The organism is Candidatus Trichorickettsia mobilis (assembly GCF_034366785.1).
GTDB lineage: Bacteria > Pseudomonadota > Alphaproteobacteria > Rickettsiales > Rickettsiaceae > Trichorickettsia > Trichorickettsia mobilis_A.
In genome coordinates this window covers 12,945-37,769 of sequence record NZ_CP112933.1, presented here as the reverse complement: position 1 = coordinate 37,769, position 24,825 = coordinate 12,945, and the positions used below count along the sequence as shown (strand labels likewise).

Annotated in this window: 31 protein-coding genes; 8 read left to right on the top strand and 23 right to left on the bottom strand. The window is 34.8% G+C overall.

The window, feature by feature from the left end; translation table 11 throughout:
• Window positions 1-21 precede the first annotated feature (21 nt).
• The 23 genes from Trichorick_RS07015 to Trichorick_RS06905 form a co-directional block, all read right to left on the bottom strand.
• Complete coding sequence (locus Trichorick_RS07015) at window positions 22-2,259, bottom strand: hypothetical protein (protein ID WP_323738911.1); 2,238 nt, start codon at window positions 2,257-2,259, stop codon at window positions 22-24.
• Entirely contained in the window at window positions 2,256-3,269 is a 1,014-nt protein-coding gene (locus Trichorick_RS07010) for a patatin-like phospholipase family protein (protein WP_323738910.1), read from the bottom strand. The genes Trichorick_RS07015 and Trichorick_RS07010 overlap by 4 nt, the downstream gene beginning before the upstream one ends.
• Window positions 3,269-5,221 carry a hypothetical protein gene (locus Trichorick_RS07005; RefSeq protein WP_323738909.1) on the bottom strand — a complete coding sequence of 651 codons (1,953 nt, stop codon included), beginning with the start codon at window positions 5,219-5,221 and terminating at the stop codon, window positions 3,269-3,271. The genes Trichorick_RS07010 and Trichorick_RS07005 overlap by 1 nt, the downstream gene beginning before the upstream one ends.
• A 3-nt stretch (window positions 5,222-5,224) precedes the next feature.
• Entirely contained in the window at window positions 5,225-6,679 is a 1,455-nt protein-coding gene (locus Trichorick_RS07000) for a DUF1073 domain-containing protein (protein ID WP_323738908.1), read from the bottom strand.
• Window positions 6,680-6,777: 98 nt separating this feature from the next.
• Window positions 6,778-7,113, bottom strand: coding sequence for an endoribonuclease MazF (gene mazF / locus Trichorick_RS06995; protein ID WP_323738907.1), 336 nt, complete (start codon window positions 7,111-7,113; stop codon window positions 6,778-6,780).
• Window positions 7,107-7,340, bottom strand: a complete 234-nt coding sequence (locus tag Trichorick_RS06990; protein WP_323738906.1) for an AbrB/MazE/SpoVT family DNA-binding domain-containing protein — start codon at window positions 7,338-7,340, stop codon at window positions 7,107-7,109. Before Trichorick_RS06990 ends, mazF begins: the two co-directional genes overlap by 7 nt.
• Before the next feature lie 278 nt (window positions 7,341-7,618).
• The gene (locus tag Trichorick_RS06985) at window positions 7,619-8,887 is read right to left on the bottom strand and encodes a PBSX family phage terminase large subunit (RefSeq protein WP_323738984.1); all 1,269 of its coding nucleotides are present in this window, start codon (window positions 8,885-8,887) and stop codon (window positions 7,619-7,621) included.
• Entirely contained in the window at window positions 8,865-9,254 is a 390-nt protein-coding gene (locus Trichorick_RS06980) for a hypothetical protein (RefSeq protein WP_323738983.1), read from the bottom strand. The genes Trichorick_RS06985 and Trichorick_RS06980 overlap by 23 nt, the downstream gene beginning before the upstream one ends.
• Window positions 9,247-10,446: a DNA modification methylase gene (locus Trichorick_RS06975; RefSeq protein ID WP_323738982.1), complete on the bottom strand. Its 1,200-nt coding sequence runs from the start codon at window positions 10,444-10,446 to the stop codon at window positions 9,247-9,249. Before Trichorick_RS06975 ends, Trichorick_RS06980 begins: the two co-directional genes overlap by 8 nt.
• Window positions 10,443-10,580: a hypothetical protein gene (locus tag Trichorick_RS06970; protein WP_323738981.1), complete on the bottom strand. Its 138-nt coding sequence runs from the start codon at window positions 10,578-10,580 to the stop codon at window positions 10,443-10,445. Before Trichorick_RS06970 ends, Trichorick_RS06975 begins: the two co-directional genes overlap by 4 nt.
• Window positions 10,577-10,813 carry a DUF2312 domain-containing protein gene (locus tag Trichorick_RS06965; RefSeq protein ID WP_323738980.1) on the bottom strand — a complete coding sequence of 79 codons (237 nt, stop codon included), beginning with the start codon at window positions 10,811-10,813 and terminating at the stop codon, window positions 10,577-10,579. Before Trichorick_RS06965 ends, Trichorick_RS06970 begins: the two co-directional genes overlap by 4 nt.
• 4 nt (window positions 10,814-10,817) lie before the next feature.
• Window positions 10,818-11,018, bottom strand: coding sequence for a hypothetical protein (locus Trichorick_RS06960; RefSeq protein ID WP_323738979.1), 201 nt, complete (start codon window positions 11,016-11,018; stop codon window positions 10,818-10,820).
• A complete protein-coding gene (locus Trichorick_RS06955; RefSeq protein ID WP_323738978.1) occupies window positions 11,015-11,185 on the bottom strand; it encodes a hypothetical protein in 171 nt (56 codons plus the stop codon). Before Trichorick_RS06955 ends, Trichorick_RS06960 begins: the two co-directional genes overlap by 4 nt.
• A 74-nt stretch (window positions 11,186-11,259) precedes the next feature.
• Window positions 11,260-11,559, bottom strand: coding sequence for a hypothetical protein (locus Trichorick_RS06950; RefSeq protein WP_323738977.1), 300 nt, complete (start codon window positions 11,557-11,559; stop codon window positions 11,260-11,262).
• An 11-nt stretch (window positions 11,560-11,570) separates the two neighbouring features.
• The gene (locus tag Trichorick_RS06945) at window positions 11,571-12,176 is read right to left on the bottom strand and encodes a hypothetical protein (RefSeq protein WP_323738976.1); all 606 of its coding nucleotides are present in this window, start codon (window positions 12,174-12,176) and stop codon (window positions 11,571-11,573) included.
• A 20-nt stretch (window positions 12,177-12,196) separates the two neighbouring features.
• Window positions 12,197-13,609 carry a replicative DNA helicase gene (locus Trichorick_RS06940; RefSeq protein WP_323738975.1) on the bottom strand — a complete coding sequence of 471 codons (1,413 nt, stop codon included), beginning with the start codon at window positions 13,607-13,609 and terminating at the stop codon, window positions 12,197-12,199.
• Complete coding sequence (locus Trichorick_RS06935; protein ID WP_323738974.1) at window positions 13,606-15,615, bottom strand: hypothetical protein; 2,010 nt, start codon at window positions 15,613-15,615, stop codon at window positions 13,606-13,608. Before Trichorick_RS06935 ends, Trichorick_RS06940 begins: the two co-directional genes overlap by 4 nt.
• A complete protein-coding gene (locus tag Trichorick_RS06930) occupies window positions 15,599-16,021 on the bottom strand; it encodes a hypothetical protein (RefSeq protein WP_323738973.1) in 423 nt (140 codons plus the stop codon). Before Trichorick_RS06930 ends, Trichorick_RS06935 begins: the two co-directional genes overlap by 17 nt.
• Entirely contained in the window at window positions 16,018-16,161 is a 144-nt protein-coding gene (locus tag Trichorick_RS06925; RefSeq protein WP_323738972.1) for a hypothetical protein, read from the bottom strand. Before Trichorick_RS06925 ends, Trichorick_RS06930 begins: the two co-directional genes overlap by 4 nt.
• A gap of 55 nt (window positions 16,162-16,216) precedes the next feature.
• Complete coding sequence (locus Trichorick_RS06920) at window positions 16,217-16,975, bottom strand: hypothetical protein (RefSeq protein ID WP_323738971.1); 759 nt, start codon at window positions 16,973-16,975, stop codon at window positions 16,217-16,219.
• A gap of 412 nt (window positions 16,976-17,387) precedes the next feature.
• A complete protein-coding gene (locus Trichorick_RS06915) occupies window positions 17,388-17,855 on the bottom strand; it encodes an ImmA/IrrE family metallo-endopeptidase (protein ID WP_323738970.1) in 468 nt (155 codons plus the stop codon).
• 3 nt (window positions 17,856-17,858) lie between these two features.
• On the bottom strand, window positions 17,859-18,242 hold the full coding sequence (locus Trichorick_RS06910) for a hypothetical protein (RefSeq protein WP_323738969.1): 384 nt from the start codon (window positions 18,240-18,242) through the stop codon (window positions 17,859-17,861).
• Window positions 18,243-18,293: 51 nt separating this feature from the next.
• On the bottom strand, window positions 18,294-21,032 hold the full coding sequence (locus tag Trichorick_RS06905; protein ID WP_323738968.1) for an N-6 DNA methylase: 2,739 nt from the start codon (window positions 21,030-21,032) through the stop codon (window positions 18,294-18,296).
• Window positions 21,033-21,316: 284 nt separating this feature from the next.
• Between Trichorick_RS06905 and Trichorick_RS06900 the strand changes: the two genes are divergently transcribed.
• The 8 genes from Trichorick_RS06900 (at window position 21,317) to Trichorick_RS06865 (ending at window position 24,637) form a co-directional block, all read left to right on the top strand.
• The gene (locus Trichorick_RS06900; RefSeq protein WP_323738967.1) at window positions 21,317-21,655 is read left to right on the top strand and encodes a CCDC90 family protein; all 339 of its coding nucleotides are present in this window, start codon (window positions 21,317-21,319) and stop codon (window positions 21,653-21,655) included.
• 1 nt (window position 21,656) lies between these two features.
• A complete protein-coding gene (locus Trichorick_RS06895; protein ID WP_323738966.1) occupies window positions 21,657-22,028 on the top strand; it encodes a MurR/RpiR family transcriptional regulator in 372 nt (123 codons plus the stop codon).
• Window positions 22,029-22,105: 77 nt separating this feature from the next.
• On the top strand, window positions 22,106-22,690 hold the full coding sequence (locus Trichorick_RS06890; protein ID WP_323738965.1) for a hypothetical protein: 585 nt from the start codon (window positions 22,106-22,108) through the stop codon (window positions 22,688-22,690).
• On the top strand, window positions 22,687-22,845 hold the full coding sequence (locus Trichorick_RS06885) for a hypothetical protein (RefSeq protein ID WP_323738964.1): 159 nt from the start codon (window positions 22,687-22,689) through the stop codon (window positions 22,843-22,845). Before Trichorick_RS06890 ends, Trichorick_RS06885 begins: the two co-directional genes overlap by 4 nt.
• A 94-nt stretch (window positions 22,846-22,939) precedes the next feature.
• Window positions 22,940-23,227, top strand: a complete 288-nt coding sequence (locus Trichorick_RS06880) for a hypothetical protein (RefSeq protein WP_323738963.1) — start codon at window positions 22,940-22,942, stop codon at window positions 23,225-23,227.
• Window positions 23,224-23,403, top strand: coding sequence for a hypothetical protein (locus tag Trichorick_RS06875; protein WP_323738962.1), 180 nt, complete (start codon window positions 23,224-23,226; stop codon window positions 23,401-23,403). The genes Trichorick_RS06880 and Trichorick_RS06875 overlap by 4 nt, the downstream gene beginning before the upstream one ends.
• A gap of 23 nt (window positions 23,404-23,426) precedes the next feature.
• Window positions 23,427-24,341, top strand: coding sequence for a P63C domain-containing protein (locus Trichorick_RS06870; RefSeq protein ID WP_323738961.1), 915 nt, complete (start codon window positions 23,427-23,429; stop codon window positions 24,339-24,341).
• A gap of 2 nt (window positions 24,342-24,343) precedes the next feature.
• Window positions 24,344-24,637: a hypothetical protein gene (locus tag Trichorick_RS06865; protein ID WP_323738960.1), complete on the top strand. Its 294-nt coding sequence runs from the start codon at window positions 24,344-24,346 to the stop codon at window positions 24,635-24,637.
• Window positions 24,638-24,825 lie beyond the last annotated feature (188 nt).

The window sequence follows — 24,825 nt, the reverse complement described above, 5'->3', positions numbered from 1 at the left end:
AATATACAGTATTGATTAGTATTAAAACTCTACTAATAATACCATACCTAGAGGTGGATTTAAAGGGATATCTGCTTTTTTAATTATTGGCAAAATAATATTTTTATTAAATTTTACAGGTTTTTCAAAATTGAAGTTTTGATAATCATATTCAAAAATTGTATTTTTACTATCCCATCCCCAACTTTGAGTAAAAAATGTACTAATTGTACGAGTTACATCATATAACCCAAATCTTTTAGGAAAACGATAATTTGGATTATCGCCAAATATACCTCCATTATCATTATCAAAATCAGATTCAAATATAAACCCTTTATAAATAGGGGTAGGATTTGCTCTAGGTGCTACATGATACTTATTCTGATATCCAAAAATACCTATATGTAAAGGAGCTAAAGGATCATCAGAACCCATATGATCAGCTCCGCTATCCCAAGCAAATAGACGTAATCCTGCACTTGAACGATGACTACTGCTTCTTCCTCTTGAATCAAACCATAGAGTACCATGCCCTCTATCATCTGAACTATAGCCTGAAGGGTATCTAAATTCAAAATCACCTACCGCATTATGACCCTCATCATTTAAATCAGCTGCTTTCCACGTGTTTTTAACATTTAATGTTTGACCTCTAATATATTGCCCATATTCATAACCTCCAAAAACAGTAAATACAAACCCTAAAATAGTTCCAAGAGCTGTTAATGTTTGTACCCCAGCTAAAGCTGCTATTTGAGCTTCTATTTCTACAAGAGATGCCGCATTAGTTGCTACTGTGGCAGCTTTGGCAGTTAAATCTACTATCTCAGCAGTTTCAGCTACTCCTACCGCATTTTTTACTGCCGTAGTTAAAGCATTTGCTTGATTAAATGTAACATCTACCATATCTACAGCATCTTTAACTCCAACAATAGTTTTTACAACTTTATTCAGGTTTTTAGCCTGGTCTAAAGTAATATCAACTATATCGGTTGTTACTTTAACCCCTATAAGTAGCTTTACAAGTAATGCAAGTTTGTCTAATTTAGTATTAATATCTCCTATCTCATTAGGAGTAACATAATCTGTACCTTTTGTTGCTCCTATTAGTTCACCCGATAACCCTATTTTAACCAGTAAACCTGTTTCTAACGCGGTTAATGCTAACTTAGTGAAAATAGCTAGAGGTCCTTCTAAAATATTTAATACATTGGGAGTGGGTTCGCCAAACTCATTAGGTTTATTTTTTCTTGTTTTAAAACTTGTAGGCGATATAAATTTATCTTGATTATATACAACTAAAGGCCCAATAGGAATATCTGTAAGTTCTACATAATCTGTACCGGGAATAGCTTTTGATAAAGTTCCAATATGATTATCAACAGTATTTTTTAATAATCCACTTTCTAATTCACCTAATGATTGTGCTTTAGTAAAAGTATATGTTGTTCCTAAATCATATAGTTCCATTACGGCTTTTAATTTAGGATCAATGTCAGCAATCAAATAAGCAGGATTATCCCAAAAAAATGATACTGTCTTATTTGCCACTATAAAAGCCGAGTTATCAAATAACTTAAAATTCTTAGCTGTTCTAATTTGAGTCATAGCAAGACTGCTTGACACTTTAGTTAAAGGGCTAGATAAATCCGTATCTACAAAACCTGCAAATATTTGAGGTAGCCATGGACCAGACATTATCCAATCTGAAGCAGATAGGTGATTAAAAGTAGGGTTTGGGATCGCTATTTCAAGCAATCCTGTAGGCTCAGGAAATAACGCCGCTCCTAAGGTCGGTAAATTCACAACCCCTATTTGCAAACGCTCTTCCGGTCTATTGGTGTAATCACCTACCCAGATTCTGTTGTGATCTAGCTTACCTAAGACGTCTAATTTATCTACGTTACGACGCAAATCTATTATATCCTGTCTTATATCTATTAAAATAGGCGAAGGTCTAGCGATTTGATTGTTATCACCTACCAAAGTATAGCCTTTTGGACAAAAAATCTGAAAATCTAAATTATTATCTTGATCTAAACCAAAAAGTTTAACCCAACTTTGGTTATCGAGACCTTTTAAAAGAGAATAGAAACTATTGTTTTCTTCAACAAAGGCAAACATACCTTTGCTACGCCTTTCGGTTGTGATGTTATCTCTACCTAGAATACTACTAACGCTATGTATCCCACCTTTACCGAAAATATCTAAATGAGTAGGATAAACATCGCTTATACCCAAAGGTCTTATGTAGTCACTTACTTTGATTCCAGTCATGCCGTTAAATGCGTTAATATACTTGAAATCTTATCACTTTCATTAGCGTAATGTGCATCTATTATATTTGCTAGCTCTGCATACCATTCTGGAGTGCTGTTATCTACTTCATTGTTAAAATCTTCAGGGAATGTAGGATACCAACCGTAGTAAAACAGCGGTAATCCGTAACCATTATTCAATCTATCGGCTTCATACTGTAAATTTTTGTGACTATTTTGCTCTGCATTAGTCATCAATAGAGTAGTATAGGCAAATATTCTTTCTGCAGATGTTTCACCTAAAGGATCAGAGCCGTCAAAACCATTCCTACCAATTCCTGCACCGACATTGACTACAACTATTCTTTTGACGTTTGGTTTTATTGTGAGTCCAAGCTTAATTGCCCTATCAACAGCGTTATTAATTAAAAAGGTTCCGTCTATATAATCATGTCCATTAAATGGGTGGCTCGGTAAATAAGGGAAAGCTGCAGATGATGCTCGACATACGTCTACTATTTTAAAATCTCTGCCTATAAAATACGCTGGGTCATTGAAATTTGAAAAATAAACAGGTCTGCTCATATCCTGTTCAACGGCAGGTATAACAATAGGAACATTCAAATTAGCTAATGTACTTGTTCCAAAATTACGCTCTAAAGTCTGATGTAATACATTATGACCAAAATTAGAACTGCTATCTGGTGACGTATAAAAAGCATTATTGTTTGCAATAGAAAGTATTTTACTCAATGTACTCGGTCTGTCTGAATCAGTAGTACTAATACTAAAAATTTTCTTAGCTTCTTCTAAGAAAAAAGACTCCATTTGATCGGGAGTTTTGCCGTAAGCATAAGCACAAGCAAGAATCGCACCAATCGAAGTACCGCACATTACGTCAGGATATTTCCAAAAATCAGCTTGCGGTATTCCCCACTGATGTAGAAACTTCTGCATAAAACGATTTTCGCCATACCCTTTAGTTGAACCGCCTGAAAAACTAAATACTCTGATGGTATCTTTGTCCATTATTTAATACCCATTACAAACTGCTCACTTATTTCTTGTAAGGTACGATAGCAATTATATGTCAACACAATCCCGTATTCGTTAGTAATTGATATCTTCTTAACCTCGTCAAAAACAAGAGCAATATCACTTGAAATCTCATAAAATATATAATGTTCGCCTAAACCTTCGGGATAACAAAACCACTTATATCCAATCCCTAAAAACAGATACTCGCCTCTTATATCGTATACTAACTCTGTGGCTCTAAGAACAGACATAGGATTTGTAAAACCCGTATCTTCTATATCTTCGGCGTACTCTCCGTAATATATTTTATACTTATAATTCACGCTCAAAGATTTGTTAAAACTCGTCCCTGTAGTATCATATGCGCTTATTTCAAAATTAACTGAGCCTAAAGTATCTCTTCTTACGTCCTCACTTAAAATAATTTCTACAGGAGAAGAATTTGGTAAATCACTTAGTATAGCGGTATCGTTTAAATTAATTGCTATAGAATTTTCTTTTAATAGCTCAGGATTTTGTATTAAGAACTCAACAGAATAAGAACCGGCTAGTATCTTATAACCTACCTCAACTTCCGTAGGTAAAGAATTAATATTAAAAGAGCTAAAATAAGGTAGGTCATAGCCGTACAATAACTTAGTCCACAATACTTTTAGCTCTACATCTTTAAACCTTGTGCCTTTCTTAAAACCGCCTACATCAAAAGGCATCGGCAATTCATTAGTATAGCTAAAACCAAAACTGCTAAAGAACTTCTTACTTACTTCGCCTGCATCTATGATTTTATCATCAGTTGTAATAATTAAGTGGTCTCTACTATCAATTTTAGCGTCTTTCACGCCGTTACCGCGATCGCCTTTGTCGCCTTTTATAGATTTCCCGTCTTTGCCGTCCACCCCATTTTTTGGAGTCGGTATATCAGCTTTTATTTTCTCAACGGCATCTGCTATAGACCCCGCAAGATTGCCGCTTAATTCTTTTTGATACGCGTCTAACTTGGCGTTTATTTCTGAAGATAGACGCTTTAATATCTTCTGCTCGTCAGCATCTTTGCCGTTAACTCCGTCTTTTATAGAGTTAGACTTTTCTGCAATTAAATTCGATAACTCGGACTTTATAATCTCTATCTTATCATTTAGCGTGATCTCAAGTTTTTTTAATATAAACTCGTTGTCGGCATCCCTGCCGTCACGACCATTAACTCCGTCTTTTACTTGCGGAATAGAATTTTTTAAATTTTTAATATCCTGTTCTAACTGTTTATTAAGTTCTTCTTTTATTCCGTTGATTTTTTCCTCTAATACGGACATCAAAGAGTGTTTTATGCTTTCTTCGTCAGCGTTTTTGCCGTCAACTCCATTCTGTCCATCGACTCCGTCTCGTGGGACAATCTGCTTCGGTATAGCTTCTTTAATCTCTAAAAGACCTTTTTGTAATTTCTGCTCAAGCAGTTTAGATACTTCGCTTATTACCTTCTGCTCATCAGCGTCCTTGCCGTCCTCGCCGTTTTTTCCATTAATTGCAGTCGGTATAAGCCGCTTTATTCTTTCAACTTCAGTAGATATTTTCTCGGCTATAATTTTTTCTAACTCAGCAACAACTTCTCTACTATTAACACTTGTACCGTCTTTGCCGTTCTCTCCGTTTTTAGGCAACGGAATAAGCTTAAGTACTTCATCAATAATAGCTTGTTTATTTTGATTGAGATCTTGTAATAACTTACCGGTTATTGATTTTTCTATTATTTCAATATCAGGTTCTTTTGTGATTATTTGAGGTTCTATATCGGATAAAAGTAAATCAATTTTATGTATAGTGCCGTCTGAATATTTTATAACGACACGACCATCTTTAAGATCAATAGAAGAAACGAATTTTAAAGCTAGGTATTTGTCCGTTAACTCACTGACCGTAACTGCAAGTAAAGCTAGTTCTCTATTCACAGATTACCCATTTTTAAGTTTCTTATAGGTATTACGGACTATATCTTTAACCTCTTTATCCTCTTTACTTTCTTTGTCCTCTTCATTATTTTTTTCAACAGCCAATAAGTCCGCATTATCATCGTCAATTTCTATTAATTCTTCAGGTTCTGGTTTAGACAATTTAATATTTACGTGAAACTCGCCCCTTCCAAATCTTTCTTGCCAGCACTCAATCGGATCAATCGCGCCGCGATCCATATATATAGCGTCAGTTTCTGCATATTTTTTCTTGATCTCTGCCCACTCTAACTCTGAAGGGGCGGTTAAAGACGGAAACTCCCACTCCCAAACTTTCGGTTTATCAGTCCAACTTTTTTGCGATTTCAAAATATCAAGTAACCAATTAATACACGGCTCTATTTGATCGCCTCTATACGCTCTTACTATATCGTACCAGTTTTGCAAGTCGCTTGCTCCGGTAGCATTAAGGCCGCCAGGAGATTTACCGAAAAGCCTAGTAGCGGGTATTCCCGTTACTGCACAAATATTTTCTGAAAACCTATCCCACAAATCTGCTAAACCTGAGACCGAGCTAGCTTTTTTTTCGTAATCTTCTGTACCGCTACCATCGAGAATTATGCTATTAGATACCGACCTTGTTTTGTCTATCAAGTCGATTCGCTCATTAAGGCTAGCTTTTACTTCTTCACCAGCAGCCATTTTTTGAGCAAGCCCATTTAATTTAAGAATTACTTGCACAAAATCTTGTATGATTTCTACCGAAGAAGTGTTAACTAAATTATAATTACGTATTGATTCACAACATGACTGCAAAACAGAAACATCCCAACCTTGATTATTTACTCTCAAAGAATTAGGTATCTTGTCGCCGCCAAAAATACAGCATCTAGACCTATGTACTTTAAAAGAAATGTCCGACAACCCATTCCAGTTGTTGGTAATAGTAAACAGCTCGGGTTCGCCGTAGTACTCTTTGTAAAAATCATTACATAAGTCATCATCGTTCCAGTATATCTGATGCCGATCAAAAACTTTTAATGATATTAGTTGCTGAATTCTATTTAAATTTAAAGGTTTATCGAATTCTTGCTCATCATCAACAAAAGCTACTAATAAGGCTCCTCCGTACAGTCTGCCAAAACAACCTGCATCTATTATCGCCTGTTTTGCTTTTACTCTATATAGCTCTTTTAACAACAATTTATCAGCTTCGATGAACCCTCTAATAGCATCGTCAACAAGGATGTTTACTATTCTTTTACCGATTCCGTTTGATTTGTATATTTCAGCTAACGTGTACTGGTCTAAAGATAAAGTTGGTCTAAAAAATGTAGAGTTGGTGCGACTACGCTTAGTTCCAAGATTAGTAAAAACACTTGAGTAACCGTCAACACGACTATTATTGTTAGGCTTTGATAAATAATTTGCAATTTTATTTTGAATATTTTTAAACATCGAAAATATGGTATAAATTTATATATCATAATACCATAATTAGAAGTAATTGTAATATGTTTTGTGATTTTAGTGGTGAGGTATTGAGATTGTTTTAGTTAATTTGAAAGCAATAATCGTATTCTAGACAATACTTCGTTTAGTATTTTTTTGTCTAATCTCGTAATTTTTGTTACTTTACGTTCTTTCCAATCCATAGAACGTATTTGATCACAGAGAATAGCTCCTTTTATATCGTTATAGTTAATCAAAACCTCAAATGGATAACCTTTGACAGAACTTGTAATAGGAACAAACAAAGCTAATTGACTTTTAATATTGTAGTTACTTGGAGACAAAACTATAGCCGGTCTTTTTTTAGCTATTTCTCGACCTTTTTGAGGCTCAAAATCTATCCAAACAATATCGCCTTTCTCAGGTGTGTAATTTACCACGTTTCTTTACCTACTGGAGCATCGCTAAATATTATTTCATGGCGATTGGCTTCTGTTATTTTATTTACTAGCATATCCAACTCTGAAATGTCTGAGCTAATAACAAGTCGGTTTTCTTCTACTTTGACATTAACGTTAGTCCCATCCTTAAGATTAAGCTCGCTAGCAATCCTCTTCGGCACTCTAACGCCTAAACTGTTGCCCCATTTTTTTACTTGGCTATACATATAAAACCTACATAATTTAATTATACAAGTATATACTTTTAGACAAAGAAAGCAATAGTCTTGTTGTTAAATTAGGGTATGCCATCACTAATTTTTGTATATTAATAAAAATTAGACCCTTAATATACGATTATTTCGGGTGATTTTGTTCATTAAGTAATGTATTTTTTGGGTATACCCTAAATATACAACCTACACTAAAATACTGTGTATTGAGTTGGTTTTGCTATTTCTTTACACTACACAAAGTGAAGTCTTAGAACTTAAATTTTTACAATCTATCTTATAAAAAGATCATCAAAAACAGACATATCCCATTTAGTATAATCTGCGCTAGTGTTTCTCATACAATTTTCTAGCGAATACCTAATAGAGTCTATGCAATGATTGTTTTTGTCTATAATTTCTTGTTTAATATCACCGCTACGCTCATCTACCTTATAAGAATACAAAGAAAATTCTTTGATGGTTTCAACACAACGAGGATGAATTATTACTTTTGAAAAAGATTTAATATATTCAATACCACCCTCAATACTTCCAGCACCTTTTTTAACAGGTTCAATCCAATATCCTCGTCTTTTTAAGTAATCAATCTGAATTTGTCCTGCATTATCAGCGTATATACAATATTGCTTTAATTGCGGTAAGCGCTCCTCTAAAAATTGCCCCATGTGTTCTAGGCTAAGTTCAGTCTTAACCGCTTCATGCGTTATATATAAATAATTAGCTTTATCATCAATATAGCATCTTATGCCTGCGGTTGGATGCTCAGGTGAAAAACCAAAATCTAAACCAAAGTGCAAGTGTGCGTTTCTAGGTTGTTCAAATTCTTCTACAAACCAATGTTTATCTTTAACAAAAACTCTGATGTTTGAATGCTTTTTACATTCTCCTTCGTAATCATGCAAATAAGCTTCGTAATCAGTCTTTTTCTTATGTTCTAACTCTATAAAAAACTCTTTACCCATAGGGTATGGATTGTCTCGGTATGAGACTTTTCTTACATAAGAATTAGGCGGCGGTTCTTGGGTAACAAAAGTACGATAAATTACATCGCTTTCTTCACTAGGATTAAATGTACATATAATTTTACATCCTTCATTTCTAGTAACTGTAGGTATCAACAAATCCCAACTTTCTTTGGATATAGTCGCTGCTTCTTCTATCCACACGTATTTAATATCTGGTATACTTTTGACACTTTCTACATTTTGCCACAAACCGGTGAAAACAAAATTTACATTTGTAGATAGATTTTTAATCCCTTCTCTAGTTATCTTAAAATATTGAGTTAATTCCATTTTTCTAATGCGCTTAGACAACAAAAAATGAACGCTGTCTTTTAAAGAGTCTTGAGTTTCTCTACAACACAAAAAAACTACGTTGCTAACTGTAAAACTAGCAGCAACCAAAAACTCAGCAACACAAAATGATTTAGCGGCACCTCTTCCGCCATAAATTATGTTGTATGTGTAATTCTCAAGATATAACGGCAAAATCCAGTCAGGTACTTCATGCTGTTTAATCAATATCTTCTTCTGCATTTTTATCACCGGTTTTTAACGGGCTTAATTGAAAAGCTACGATCTCTTGTGAATAATTCGTATTTTCCGTTTCTATTTTATCTTTTTGTCCGAGGAATTGCTTACCTAGCCATATTTGCATAGGAACGTTACCTTTAGCCGCCGACCCCCATTGCATACGCCTTAGACTAGCTTTGCCGACTTGAGAATTCTTTTTATAGTACTCCGCAAAGTTGTCGTATCCCTGCTCTTTTATTCTTCTAACTAAAGTATCGTAACTAACCCCTAAAACACTCGCAATTTCCTCACCCGTGCATTGTATTTCACAAAGTTTTTGCACAAGTTTAAAATCGATTTCAATGTTATATCCACGAATATCTTCACTCATTAATCAAAACCGCTTTTTCCCCAGTTTCTTTTTCCCATCTAGCAACTATCAAATCTACATATGCAGGCGATAGCTCCATCATATAACAATTACGCTTTGATTTCTCGCAAGCAATTAGAGTTGTGCCACTACCTCCGAATGGGTCGTACACTCCCTCCCCTACCTCGGAATTATTGAGTATCGGTCTTAACATACACTCAAGGGGTTTTTGAGTGCTATGGTTAGTCTGTTCTTCTTTATCCTTTCCAAAGCCATTGAAATTATCTATATGCCAAACTGTCACTTGGTCTCTTTTCCCTTGCCAATTATGAGTTTTCCCTTTTCTTACCGCATACCAACAAGCTTCATATTGGTGGTGATAATCACCTCTACCAAATACAAGATGTTGCTTAACCCATATAATCAAATTTATTAATTTAAAATCACAATTCTCGATATTTTCGGCAAATTTATGCGTGTATCCAGATGGATGCCAAACATAAGCTATATCACCTGCAAATAAAGAGTAAGCTTCCGACCAATCGAATCTATGATCATTTAAAACTTTACCAGTAGCTTGGGCAACGCCAAGTTGACCACTATCATTCCGCCACTCAGGTTCGTAGTTTACCCCATAAGGCGGATCGGTTACCATTAATATAGGATTCTCTTCGTCTAGTAATCTGCTTACATGCTCTGGATTAGTGCTATCACCGCATAAGAGCCGATGGTTGCCTAATATGTATAAATCGCCGAGTTTAGACTTAGGCTCTGTAGGTAAATCACCGACAATTTCATCTTCACTAGTCAAAAGATTTTCTTCACCGAAACCAACGAGCATATCTTCTGGCATACCGAAATCGACTAAAGTTTCAAGGTCAAATCTTTCGCTAAGTATATCAAAGTCATACTCACCGAAAGGCAGATTGTCTCTTATGTTAATTCTATCTAGCTCTTCTTGACCAAGAAGCTTATCGGGCATTAAAACTTCTATACTATCGTCTTCTTTATATCCCGCCGCAAGCAAGGCTTTCTTACGTTGATGTCCGCCTATTATAGTGTAATCGTTATTCACGATAATACGTTGATGATATCCGTCTTGTTGTATATGAGACGTTAGCTTTTCCAGTTCTTTGTTACCGATCTTCCTTGGATTGTTGTTATACTCTTTTAACTCTGAAATTTTAACTAAAGTAGGATTCCATTTTATCATTCCACCACCTCCCAGTCATCGGCTTCAAAGTCTTCTGTTGTGTAATATCTGAATTTATCTGGTGAAGAACCAAATGTTTTTCTGGTTATCTTCTTGCCATCTTTCAACACTTCTAGGGCTTCTATAAAATTCATATATCCAAAGCTCCCCTATACAATTCTATTAAAGCATCTTCCTCATCAATCTTAGCCCTGTCCTTTTTGCGAAGTTTAAGAACGTGCTTCAGCGTTTTAGTACAGTAACCCTTAGCCTTAGCCTCGGCGTATGCTTCTTTTACCACCTCGGTATACATGGCTTTTTCGTCCTCTAGACGCTCTAGTTTTTCAACTGTGTTCTTTAGGTCGTTTGTGTTTATTGCTTCTGTCATTTTGTTATCCTATTTTCTTATTATTAATTTTCACCACAAACCTATCGTAAAACTCTCTCACCACTTCCTTTCCCTCAACCGCCTTAAACCTGCGCTTGTACTTCTGTTCTATCAGCTCTTTATTAGCCTTGAAGCCGTACTTGTCCTTGATTGAGACTTGTAGAGTGCGGCAGTCTTCTAGAGGTGTAGAAATTGAAGATATCATTTTTTAAAAGCCTCATCTGCTTTAGCTTTCATAAAACTTTTTATAAACTCTCTAACTTCTGGTGTATTAGGAATATCTTTTATAAACTCGTGGTTATTAACCTCCATCTCTTCTATATCTTCAATAGTTAAATCATCGAGTAAATCATCTGGTTTATGTCCTGACAAGATCAATTCCTTAGTTAAACCGCAACACATCTGAAATATTGCAGCTGATTTAAGCCTTTCTTTTGCGTCATCATCTAAAGTAAATTCAGGTTTTTTGTTGCTACAACCTTTATTAAGTTATGCAAAGCTATAATTTCTTCGTTAAGATTTTCATCTTTATGTTCTTTCATATATTCGTCAAAAACTTTTCCTAAAACTGTAATCATTCTAGTAATAGTATTTTCTAAATCTACATTTGAAGTATCTATTAAACGCTTTCCATCATCAAAGTTGCTTAATATTAGCTGGTATCCTAAGTTATATTTAGTGCAGTAATTCTGTAGGTAAGTCTGCAAGAATTTACCGTGTTCTCTTAAATTATTTTCATTACTCATATTTTTTCTCCTCAAAATGGCAGTTCATCGTCTAAATCTGAGTGTCCTACACTCTTGCTACTAGCAGCAGGTGAAACATACTTTCCGTTAGACACTTGGTTACTAGCAATAGGATTGGTGTTGTAATACTCGTTATATTCTTTTGTTCCCAAAGTAATGATTTTTATCACCTTGTTTTTATCATCGTATTGCCCTGTCTTATCGACTTCTACGCCTATTTTTACGAGACATTGCAAGTTATTAAGCTTAGAGAATTTATCTAAATCCCTTATAGCTTGAGCTTTCGGTGATTCATCCTCATGACTGATATTGTGTGCGGACTCTAGTATTCCTCTGATCAATGAACGACCCATACTTCCCCAGATATCGTTACCGCTATCATCCTTTTTGTTACCTTGTATTCCTAGTAACTGAAAAATTTTTCTATTTTTGTATTCTCCTTCAGTTATCGTAAACTCAACATTTAAGCCTATTGAGCCAGTCTTTTCACTTTTACTTAACAAGGCTTCATCCCCGTGATTACCTCCCCTTAAAGTAACCGCTGCTTTCGCTATAGTTCCTTTAGGTATTAACGATACTTGTGGCTCTGCATTGTTAAAATTCATATATTCGTGCATATAATTCTCCTTTTTGTTAATTAATTCCATGAGTTTTCTTGAGCTAAATCAGTAAACTTATTAGCTCCTAAGTCAGCGTGAAGTTGAACTTTTCCCGTTTCACCCTCTCTGTTCTTAGCTATTATTACTTCGACAACGTTTCTGGCATCGTCCATTTTTTTAGCCCAATCTGCATGCTTATCCTTTTCATAAACGGCAGGCTCGGCTTGTTTTAAGTAATATTCTTCACGATACAAAAGCATTACAGTATCGGCATCTTGTTCTATCGCTCCAGAGTCTCTTAAGTCAGACATTAAAGGCCTACGATCCTCTCTTTTTTCAGCTCCTCTGGATAGTTGAGACAACACTACGATAGGCACTTCAAGCTCTATAGCTATTTGCTTTAAAGCTCTGGTAATTTCTTCTATTTGATAAACTTTGTTTTGATATTGCTTATTATTACTTTCGCTTTTTAAGCTAATCATTTGCAGGTAATCGATGAAAACGATATCAAGTCCTACTTGGTTTTTTAGAGTTTGGCATTTGTTCTTAAAAGCACTTAGAGAAGTTACCTCTTCGTCGCTAATGAATATTTGATCTTTTTCTTGTATTTGATATCGCTTTATAGCGTTGTGCTGTTCTTGTAGGTTATGTTTGTTATCTTTATGTTTTAGCTTTTTGCTATTGAACCCTAGGCGATTTGACAATATGCGACATAGTACTTGTTTCCTCGGCATTTCAAAAGAAAAGAACATTACTTTCTTGTTCTGGCTACAAGCATTAAGAGCTAGATTAACCGCAAAAGCACTTTTGCCCATAGAAGTACGACCTGCCAAAACTATCAGCTGTCCGTTTCTAAAACCACCTTCTAGCAAATAATCTATGTGAGAATGACCGCTGCTAATCGGTTGTATTTCATCATCGTTATTTAAGAAATTATCTAGAATATCGTAAATATATTCATTAGTTGCGATATTGTCGTTAAACAGGTTCTCAATACTCGAAATAGTATCGGAAGCTACAGTTTCGGCAACTGTTGATGGGTCTTTGACTTTGGTAACCGATTTACTCAAAGAATCCAGCATTTGCCTTTTTATCGACAGCTCTTTTACCTTGGTAATAATACTGGTGCTGTTGGTGATCGGCGCAGCATTAGTTCTAGCACTAGCTAAATAGCTTTTGATATCTATATCGCTTACCGCTTTCCACTGGTCTTTATCGGTATTTAACAGCATTAGATGATACAAGTAGACATCATTAGTTGCTTTGTCTATTTCCTTAAGCCTTTTGAACAAAAAGCCGTTACAAGGATGATAAAAATCGTTTTCTTCAAGAACCGAGGACACCTTGCTTATTATTCCGGGATATCCCGTTAAAGGCGAGATCATGCAACCTATAAGCCATTGTTCCAAGTCGAGGTTATACAGCTCTTGTTGGTTTTCGGTATTACTCATACTTCCTCACTTTTTGGTTTGTTAACATTCCAGCATTCAGGAACCTTGATATGCGGTAGCGGTCTTTCCGCGGACTCGGTTAAGCCCACAAACTCACACTGCGGTATATTTTTTCTTTTTTGCTCTTCCTCGAACAGCATCAAGGCTTTTTTGACCTCTTCCTCTACGTTCACCTTGCTACGTTCAGGATTGTTAGCCTCTCGTTCAGTTCTTCTTTTTGCAAAAATTTCTATAGCAAGAGGGCTAAAGATTTTTTTCGGTTTTGTAATTCCCAAAGCCTTTTGTTTTTCTAGCTCGAGTTCTTTTGCTTTTTTCTCTTCAATTTCTTTGTCCCATTCTGCGAATTGTTTAACGTAAAATTCTTTCAACGCTTTTTGCCTTTCTTCGTAGCTCGGTATTTTTGGTTTATTATCAGGGTAAGAATTTCCACTGTATGAGCTATGTTTTTGAGTTTTGTGTGTTTGCTTTGAAAATTTTTCTTGGCTACGTGCTGTTTTTGCAACACTGTCTTTTTCAACATTTTGCAGAGTATAAACTATCTCGGTATTATCGCCGTACACGTCCCTTATTATCTGCTTTAGACGGGATTTGTTATGTTCGCTGATAGCTAGTTTTTTCTTGAAAACAAGGCGTAGCTTAGTTTCGGCTTCGAGGTAGCAATAGTCGATGTCGCAAGTCAGTTCCTGAGCGGTGTTAGTGTCAAAATTTCTAGCAATAGCAAGGTCAAGTTTATTAGCTGGGTTGTCCCAGTCGTAGGCTTTCATAGCTTCCTCATCGGTGTTTTCTGGGATTGGTCGGTTTAGTTGATTCAAGTACTCGTTAAGCGGTAAGCCTTGGCTTGTAGGGCTTTGAGGCTCCAGTTGCTGAGATTCGGTCGATAACTCGGATTCCTCGAATAGCTCACCTGAGTTAAGCATTTCGCCTAGTAGTTCGCTTAGGCTTGCCATGCCTTTTGAATCGCTTAGGTTTTGGGTTTTCCGTGGGGCATAGTGACGACCACGCCTTGAGTATGCGGGTTGTAGGGGTTCAGTTGTACGATTTTCTAGTACGGTTGGTTTAGCGTTTGTTTCGTTATGCGAATCCCCATAATAGCTTGTTTCTGGGGTTTCTGGTTGGCCACCTTGGTTCAGTTCGTGACAATTTGTCACGAGTTCGTCTTTTTTTGCGACGATCTCATTCTGTTCATTTTCGGTAGAGCATGGCTGACTTGCTGCCCCATCAGGGTAGCAAAGCAAGTCAGTCTGCTCAGTTACGAGAGTTGAGGTTTTGGAGAATTCGGCTTGGACACGAATACGGGGTTTGGGGGTGGGGGTAGGTAGTGCAGCATCTTCGCTGCTCGTATCTATACCCATTCTATCAACGTTAAGAACGGAATTAAAAAACACACTGCTGTAGGCAGTGTTTTTTAATTCCTTATCCTTTGTTTCTATATCTATATATGTAGGGGGGGTCAAATTTGACCCTATACGGGGTCTTTTTTGACTACTAATAGGGTCATTTTGAGAGGGAGTTTTTAGCAATTCTAAGTTATTTATCTTAGTATTATTTATTAATTTAAGGTTGTTTTTTTGACCCCCTCTATTATCATTTAATTGGCTATAAAATAGTTTTGGATTAGCTAAAATTGCAAGAGAGCTTTCTGTTCTTTTTGCAGAAAATACGCTATGTCTTACTTTTCCTTTATAGATATATTTACCAGGATGGTAGTCTATATGGTAAATATCGGCTAACATCTTTAAAAATCTTCCGCGCTGTTTTTTCTTTACTATAGTTTTGTTTGACAACAACTCTGGAGAAAAGATGATTTCATCGTGATCTTTTAAAAATAAAAACTCAAATGCGGCTATAAAGAATACAGCCTCATGTGGTATTGTTTTTCTATTATTACAAGCCCTAGGTATGGTAATCCATTTGTCGTAACATGTATTATAAATATCATCTTCAGTAAGCCTGCTCTTGCCTTTCGGAGTAGGATAAAATGGTATAATGTTAGAGGAGTTTTTCACGCTCTACCTCCATATTATAAAATAATTCTGGAGTACTTATTCTTTGCTCCCCGTCATGAGTAAAAGCAATTACATATCCATAGCTTCTACGTTCACCTTTAAACTTTACGCAACTACGATATTTACAATTGAGGATATCGCTTAATTGGTTTAAAATATTTCTGTTTTGGTTATGGCTACAAAGAGTTATTTCTGATAAAAATTTATGATCTACAAAAATGGTTTTATCTTCTTCTCTAAAAAGTAATTCTATTAGTGTGGCTAGCAGAACATTAGCTTGTTTATTACCTAGAGTTTTTGTCGAGTCATTAGCTCTAGTAATATTTTTACCGACTTCTAAATATCTACGAAAAGCCTTCTTTTCTTGAGAAGTTCTTTTGCATAGAGTTAACACTTGTGCTTTCATGCCTCGCCTCCTAAAATTAGGTCTATTAGTACATCTACATCATTAAAGAAATTCTCTGAGGCGTTATTCTCTGCTCTCGACCTCTTTAGCCTTGTAGCTATTATTCTTATCGTCATTTCTTTCTCAGATTGAACTTTCATGCAGCTTTCTCCACTCTTCCGTTAATAATAAATTTCCTGAATCTTAACTCTCCAGTCATATCGCTATTGCTCCTAAGCCAAACATTGGCTCTCTATAATTTCTATATATTGTCCCTGTTTTTTTTTTTGAGTCTAAGAGAGGGTTTTCTTCTAGTTCTTCCTCTTCTTCTTTCCAAAGTTCTTCAACAATATTTAAACTTTCTTGTGCCTTTAAATACTCTCTCATCAACCATTCATTGAAAAAATGGAACTCGTTGTTTAACAATATTACACCTGAGTTGGTCTGGTATTCTTCGGCGATAAAATATAGGTGATCGCCTTTTTGTATGTCGGTAAAGGCTTTGTCTTCTTGGGTTTTCTTTTGTTCGATTAAAATGGAGTGTAACTTTGTGTAGTAGTACTCATCGTGAAGATCGTTTAAATTTCCTACCCAAATACTGCATATCGGTTGCCCTTTATAATTTCGTGTGGCTAACTCAATAATTTCAGCTTGGATGAATCTGTAAGGTAGTGGTGGTATTAGCTGGAGGAATAAAGAATTACCGATATTACGTTTGCCGTTGTTAGCAGTTCCGTAAGTACGTTTTATTAGGTTGGAGGATTCTAGTTTTTGGAGAACTCTTTGGACTCTCTTCAAACTGCTTTTGTCGCAATTATTACAAAATTGAAGAGCTAGATTTTTTTTGTTCGCTTTAAAAGGTAAGAAGATTTTTTGCTTTTCTAAAAACGAGAGATAAAAGTATTTTGCTTCAAAACAAATGTTGTACTTTATAAGACACTGATTAATGCGATCGATATTTAACTCGTTATACATATACACCTTTTTTAAATTCAAAGGTGAAATGATAGCATATCTTCGCTAACAAAAAGAGAGGACAGGTTTGTCCACTCTTTTGAGTTAAAAGAGCCAAAAACGAACAAATTTTGCTATAAATTAATTCTAGAATTTTCAGAGAAATGTGCTGTAAGCTGGAGAAAACAAAGTTTTTTAGCTTATACACAATAAAATTTACTAAATAAAAAAGAGTGGACAGATTTGTCCACTCTTTTCTCTTGTCTAAAACTTTATTTTGAGCTATATATAAATATACGAAATAAAAAAGGGCTACTTTCTCAATTTCTGCTCTTTCTTTATTTATTATTTGGGTCATACGACTCTTTACTTTCTGTATATCAGCGCTCCCCGTTTTATAGAGGGGCGTTTTTTTTTAATTAAATTATAGTGTTTAGCTTAAGAGTATTCTTAAAGCTTCTTTTGATACTTGCAATTTTTCTGCAATCTTATCAGTATCGTTGTTATATTCTATTCTTAGTTTGTTCACTAATCGCCAAGGCATAAGCATATCGGCACCTAACTTATCAGCTTGACGCTCTAGTGCATTTGACAAATTACTTCTATATAAAGCGTCATCTTTTATGCCATCGCCGATAAAATCTTTGTGCAATATAAAATGCGCTATTTCGTGAGCTAAAGTAAAGCGTTGACGATTAGGGTGGTGTTTGTCGTTTACAATAATCAGATAACCAGCAGAGCCGCCAAAAACACTATCTTTTTTTATAGCACCCGAAACATTATTGCCTAAATCGGCATACATAACGGCAATACCAAAATCGTTAGCTATACCATTTAAATTTACCGGAGCTTCTCTGTAGTATTTGTGTAGTATATCTAACGGGTTAATTTTTTCTGTCATAACCTACACCTCCTGTCTTTTAATAGTATTTAACATATCTTCTTGTTTACTGTTATCGTTGTCCTTAATAGCGTTAAATTTTATATCCACCTCTTCTAAAATTTCCTTTCTTAAATCAGGTAATAATTCGTTTCTGAGTTTGTTATAAGCTTCTTGTTTTGCACTTTCGGAAGCTTGTACTAATATAGTATTATATCCCCACACCGCTGCAATTGCCACGATAATTGCAACTCCTGTAAGAGTAATAGTTGCAACTGTAAGCAATATAGATACCAACTCTATTGCTTTTACCTCGCTGTATGAAACAACGCCTTCGGTAAACAAATATACAAAAATACTAACGCTTAAGATGAGTACGATAATTAAAATTGATACTAGCTTATTCATAGTTATTTTGTATATATTGCACTCCCTATTAATTTAGCGGGGCGTTTTTTTTTAATTAAAATTGTTATAGCTTGGTTGTCTAATTAATTCATCTAGTTTTTTATCTAATTTATTTTGGAATAATTTTACAGTTTCTTTTTGCAAGTCTATCATTTTACGCTCTTGCTCAAGCTGCTCTACTATCTCTTGTTGTTTATCTAAAGGCGGTAAATATAATTTATGAGATGATAATTCAGGTATAGTTAGCTGAGGAGTAGTACTCCCTGAATTTTTTAATTCGATGGAATTAATAGCATAAGCTAAGTATATATAATTGACATATTCTTTAGGAATTAATACGAGTAATCTAACTATAGGAAAAAAAGGTTCGTTTCTAGGTGTAGCATGGCCGATAGTTCCTCTTGCGGATACTGTTACGCAGGCTTGATTGATTTTAAAAATATTAGTATACCCATACAAAGCTTTATTTTCGATCCCATTTGAAAAAATGGGGATATTAAAATAATCTGTCTTTATAGCTGAAAAATTATTTTTAGGCGCGTCACCACCAGCGTAAATTTTTGTACAAATATCACCTATTTTTACCAATCCCCAGTTTTTATCAATCTCAAAACAAGGTTTCCAAGACTCTACAGCTTTTTTTAAACTGCTGATTATAATTTGATAACTATCTAGTTCTTTTACAATTCTATGCTGCTTTTCTATAGAAGCAAAAGGTATATTGATATGCTGTAAATCATTCCAATAAACGTGTTGTTGAGAAGTTCCTTTTTGCAACTCATAAATTAATTTTTGATTAGCTTTTAGACAGTAAGCAAGATACTTAGTTAAAAATTGATTTTCATTAGCTTTAATTACAATACAATCAGAAGCCCAAATAGGATAATCGTGATACCAAACATAACCTGCTGAACCTGAAGAACTAATAGTTATTACATTAGCTTGATGATTGGCTACATTGTGATTATAAGGACTCGATACACCACCAGCAATTACCGGAATATTACCATCTACTGCTTTTAGTTGAGTGATTGCTTCGCCTTTTTTTACTGAAATAATATTTTCTTTTTCTAATTCTTTTAAGCTAACAAAAGAATGATTATTATTTTTTTTGTTTTCTTTTTTGTAAATTTTACCAACTAAATTATAATTATTTTCTTTTACTTTATCGAAATTAATCAATACAAAATTCTTTATTTCTTCTGAATATTCATCAATATTGGTACTTTCTAATATATCTAAATCGTTTTCTCCTTCTATTTTTCTTCGGTGATTATTTAACGTATAGCCGTCATTATTAACCACAAAGAAAAAGAAATTTTGTTTTTTCTGAGGATGATGAATATTCTCTAAATAAATAATATCAGTTTTAACTTTTGTATAAGGTAAAAATACTCCAGGAGGTAAAGATGCGATAAGTCTTAAGTCGCTGTGATCGATCAGAAATTTTCTTACCTCACTTAAATCTTTTCTGAACAAAAACCCCTCTGGAACTACAGCAGCTAACCTTCCTTTTTCTTTGATTGATTCAAAAAGATGTAGAATACAAATGGCGTCGCCGTTATTTTTGGCTAAACCACATTGGTAAAGACGGCTATATTCATTATTTTTTTTATTTTGAGAGAATGGAATGTTAGTTAAACCAACGGAGTATTGTTGATGCACCGGTTCTTCTAAAGTATCTTTCACATGAGTTATACCGCTATGACCGTCTCCGTGTAAAATAGCATTCATTTTAGCAATTCGAGCAGATACGGAAGCGTCACGTCCAAAAAGAACTTTGCATTTTAGATGCTCTAGTTTTTCATTGTTTAATTGATGTGTATTCTTAATGTAATTAAATGATTCGGTAAGAAAACCGCCTGTTCCACAAAATGGATCATACACAGTATCATTTATAGTAGGCTTTACGAGATGAATCATTGCCTTTACAATATTTCTAGGAGTAAAATACTGTCCTAAATCATTTTTTGTTGAGGTACTGTTTTTTAAGAAATATTCGAAAGCGTCGCCTTTAACATCAGAATTGGTAGAAGTTAAATGCAGGTCGTTAAGAGCGTCTATAATTTTTTGTAAAGTAGTTTCTTTTCTTATAGTAGATTCAACAAAAACGTCTTTTGCATCATAATCTTTAATTAATTTAGGTATGATAAGCTTGTTTAAGTAATCTACTTTACATTTAGCATTCTTTAATTCTTGCCAATCAGATTTCTTTTCATGTTCACCTAATAATTTTAAAAACAACAAGTTAGCAAATTCTAAAAACCGAGGCAATCCAGCTTGAATATTATCTTCCCACAAATAATTATCAATGTTATTGAAAACTTTTAGTAAGTCTTCTCTAGATTTTCTAATTTTAAAAGGAGTTATTTCTAGAGAATTGGCATTAACGAATTCTAAAGCATGTTTATACTTTATGATTTCTTTTACTTCTTCACCGTCTATTATAAGGGGAGCGTTTTCTTTTACGTGAAATGTTTTGCAAAACACGCCGTTAGCAGCTAGTACAAATTTAGGCTCTTCAAGTAGTTTAGCATAATTAATAGCTTGCTCCAGAGCTTCATCTAAGTTTTTTTTAGGATTTTTAGCTTCGATTATTCCGATTAAGCTTCCGTTATCATCAAACAAGCTATAATCTGGACTTTTTCCTTCAAGTCTTTTTCTATAACGTTCTGGTAATTCTGTTGCTTCTAGAATAACATTTCTTTTAGGATGTCTTGGGTCAATTATCCAGCCATTATTTTGTAAAGCATTATCAATAATCCATCTAGAAGCTGGTTCAGAGTACATATTAATCTACGACAAAATTATATACATTATATCTTATAAGTTTTATTAACTGTTCTGTGATGATGAAGTTTTTATGAAACAACACTTACTATTCAACGTACCTACGGCCGATAATAAAAATAGCCATAAGTACATTCCAATAATTATCCATTCTCATTTTCTTTGTCAACAACTAATTGTTTTATAGAAAGTATAAAATAAGTTTACAAAAAGTAGAAGAAAGTATATAGTTAATGATAATTAACAAACGCTTTAAGTTTAATAGTAAAGTTTTGAGGTAGTTTATGGTAGCTTTAAATACTCATACAGCAGTTAAAAGGTTGATAGCAAGCGGTTTTAGCGAGCAACAGTCTGAAGCTATAGTAGAAGTTGGTTCAATAAGCGAATATAAAAAAGAACAAGATAACATAAAAGCGGATATTGTTGATATCAAAGCTGACATAAAGATCATGAAAGCCGATATAGCTAACATTAAAGAAAATATGGTTACTAAAGCTGACCTTGCTAAAATCAAAGCCGATCTTACTAAAGTTAAAAGCGATGTAATACTGAGTATGGTAGGGCTAGTCATTTCTTCAACAGCCATAACAGTAGGGCTAATAACTTATTTTTTAGGTAAATAACATGAAAGCATTAAAACTAGAAGCGGGAGTATATATGGACAGCAAGGAAGAGCTACTTGAGGCTATCGAGCACTATGACGTGTTGACCAAAAAACAACGGCAAGTTTTAAGGGTTTTGGCTGATATAGAAATAGATAATATTGCTACTGTTACTGCTGTTACTCTAGCTGATATGGCTGGTGTCACTCCTGGTGCTATATATAAAGCTGTAAAAGTTTTTGAAGAAGAAGGATTACTAAAAAATATAGATAATATGTCTTCTAGAAAAATTTATAAGTTTAGAGTTAATCCAATTAAGCTAGATCAAATAAAGGAAGTATATAAAAGTAAAAAAAAATATATAAAAGTAAAAAAAGGTGTTGACTTCGATTAAACACTAAGTTATAACTATACTCATAAGCAAAAGCAATAGTGCTAACGCTGATATACAGAAAGTATTAGGAGTCCCCCATGACCCAAAATTCCCACACCCCTTACATACCTATTTGGTATACACCTGAAAACGTTGCTAAATATAAAAATACCGCAGAAAGCGTTTCAAGACAAATCAACATTGATAAAATACAACCTTTACCACGTTTAAACTTAGTAGCACTGGACGAAGTACACGGCGAATACGAGCTAGAGCTATTGTCTAAGGCTGAGAGTTACGGCTTAAAAATTCCTTATATAGATGCTTTTTCGCTAAATTCTTCTAACAAGCAAGAAGTAGACTTTGGTGAGCTAGAGTACCTAGTTTGTCTATACGAGAACCTAGACGAAGAGGGTCTTGAGTTAGCCGAAAGAGCGCGTGTCTGGCACATGCCTATTAAAGAGTACCACCTTAAAGATATATACAAGTTACGCTTTGAGATAGAAGACTACGAGAAACAGCTTGATGAAGCTAGTACACTTTGGATCGGCTGGGAAACGGATACTTACGACCCGCAAGGTTTAGCCGAGGCAATAGCCGAAGCAAGAGGCGAAGCCGAGGAAGATCACAGGAATTATATATGGGTTAAGAATAGCGTTTACAGAGCTGGGAGGGGGGTGTGAAAAACGATGATAACAACGAAGTGATTAAGATTTGGGCGTGGATAGTCTTGATAGTATTAATGCTAACGCCTTTTATTCTTAAAGCTGTGAAAAACGACAAGAAGCCTATTAAAGATAATACAGCTTTGAGCGAAGCTTATAGGTATAGGCATTAAAAAAAACCCATTGAACTTCAAAAAACAACGGGCTGGTATATCATTCAAATATAGTTAATAAACTTAAAAAACTCAAAAACTATAGGTAAACATTATGATAAAAAATAAAGCTAAAGTAAACACCAAATTTGTGGCAACATTTAAAAATATTATAGTTGATGCAAAAGGACAACCTCAAGATGCGTTGATAGTTGATATTGTCAGCGAGTGCGGCAAAGCTAGAAAAAGCAGACACAAGGTTGATTATAGTGTTGCGCCTGAATTGTTTGAGTCTTTGAACAGCGGAGACCAAATAGTTTTTGAGGCACAGTACCAAGAGAGACCTGCGTATGCAGAGGGTTATCAGTTGTTCTCAATTAAAAATATAAAGAGGTTATCATGATTATAAACAAAACAAACTGGCTACAAATTATGCGTAATTTCTACGAGACTGAAGACTACCATATCGTACAGAAGTTGCGTGATAAGGACACTTCGCAAGAAGCTAGAGAGCTGGTGGAGTTGTCTATGCAAAAGCGTATAGAGTTGTTAAGTTGTGATGTTGCCGTGAGTGCTTAATCAATAACATAAAAAAGGTAAGTATGAGCAAAGTTGTAATAAGTAAAACTAAGGTAGTAGTAATGAAAAAATTACATTCAACACATGAGGGTACGCTAAGAATAATGGACAAACTATTGCCTTGTGCAGTTTTGGAAGACGGAACAAGGATCATTAGTAGTTCGGCTGTATATGCAGCATTTGATAGACCTCGCAAAGGTAAAATTCAAGACAGAGAAGACAGGACCAACTTGCCCACTTTTATAGCGTCAAACAATCTCAAACCCTATGTAGAACAGGGGTTACAAGAGGTGACCAAATTAATAGAATATTTGGATAAAACTAAGAAGCCTAAAAAAGGTTACAAAGCTGAGATATTACCTGCTTTGTGCGATGTTTACTTACAGGCTAGAAAGGACAATAAACTTGTAAAAAGCCAGCAAAAATTAGCCGATACTTCGGAAATGATGGTCAGATCACTTGCCAAAGTCGGAGTTACCGCCTTAGTCGATGAAGCAACTGGATACCAGAACGTCAGAGCTAAGGATGCGCTACAGGCTTTGTTGGATAAATATTTAATTAAAGAGTTTGCAGCGTGGGCAAAAAGATTTCCGCCTGAATTCTATAATGAAGTGTTTAGATTAAGAAAATGGAATATCAACAAAATTAACTCCAGTAGAAGACCTTGTTATGCAGCTCAATTAACTAGCGATATAGTCTATGATAGATTAGCTCCAGGTATTTTAGAAGAATTAAAGCACTTAAAAGTAGATAGCGAAGTAAAGCATGTGAAGCTCCATCAATTTTTAAGTCCTGACTTAGGGCACCCAGCTTTAACTCAGCATTTACATACAGTTACCGCTTTAATGAAAGCATGCGATAATTGGGATCAGTTTAAAGTAATGATTGATAAAATAATACCTAAAAAGAATATCGAAGTAATAATGGGTAATGCTTAATTATGTGGTATGTCAAAAAAGAAGAAATAGAACAAGCGGAGCAAGAGCTAGCGGTTCTTAAGAAAGCTAGAAAGGAATATTGGGCTTTAGAAGACGAAGCTAGGCGTAGGGGCTGTTATATACCGATAGATCGAGAAAAAGAATATCACATTACTCGTACAAAGATATACGACCTCGAAGACAAGATAAAAGAAATGAAAGACAATACTCTTCCTATTTTATTGAAGAGAGCGCTCTGGTACGGTGGGCTACTGTTGTTTTGCTTTGCTCTAATGTGGGGAGCGATGAGATGGTAAGTATATACTGTTATACAGATATAAGCAAATAAAGATATATAGATATAGGAATGAACTACGAAGTATATACAAGGAAAAGTAAACGTAATCCTGAGACACCGCAGCTTCAAGGAAAAGAAAAAGCGAGATTGGTAGAAATATTAAACACACCCGAAGTTTACGACTTTAGCAAGTTTAAGAAAACTAGG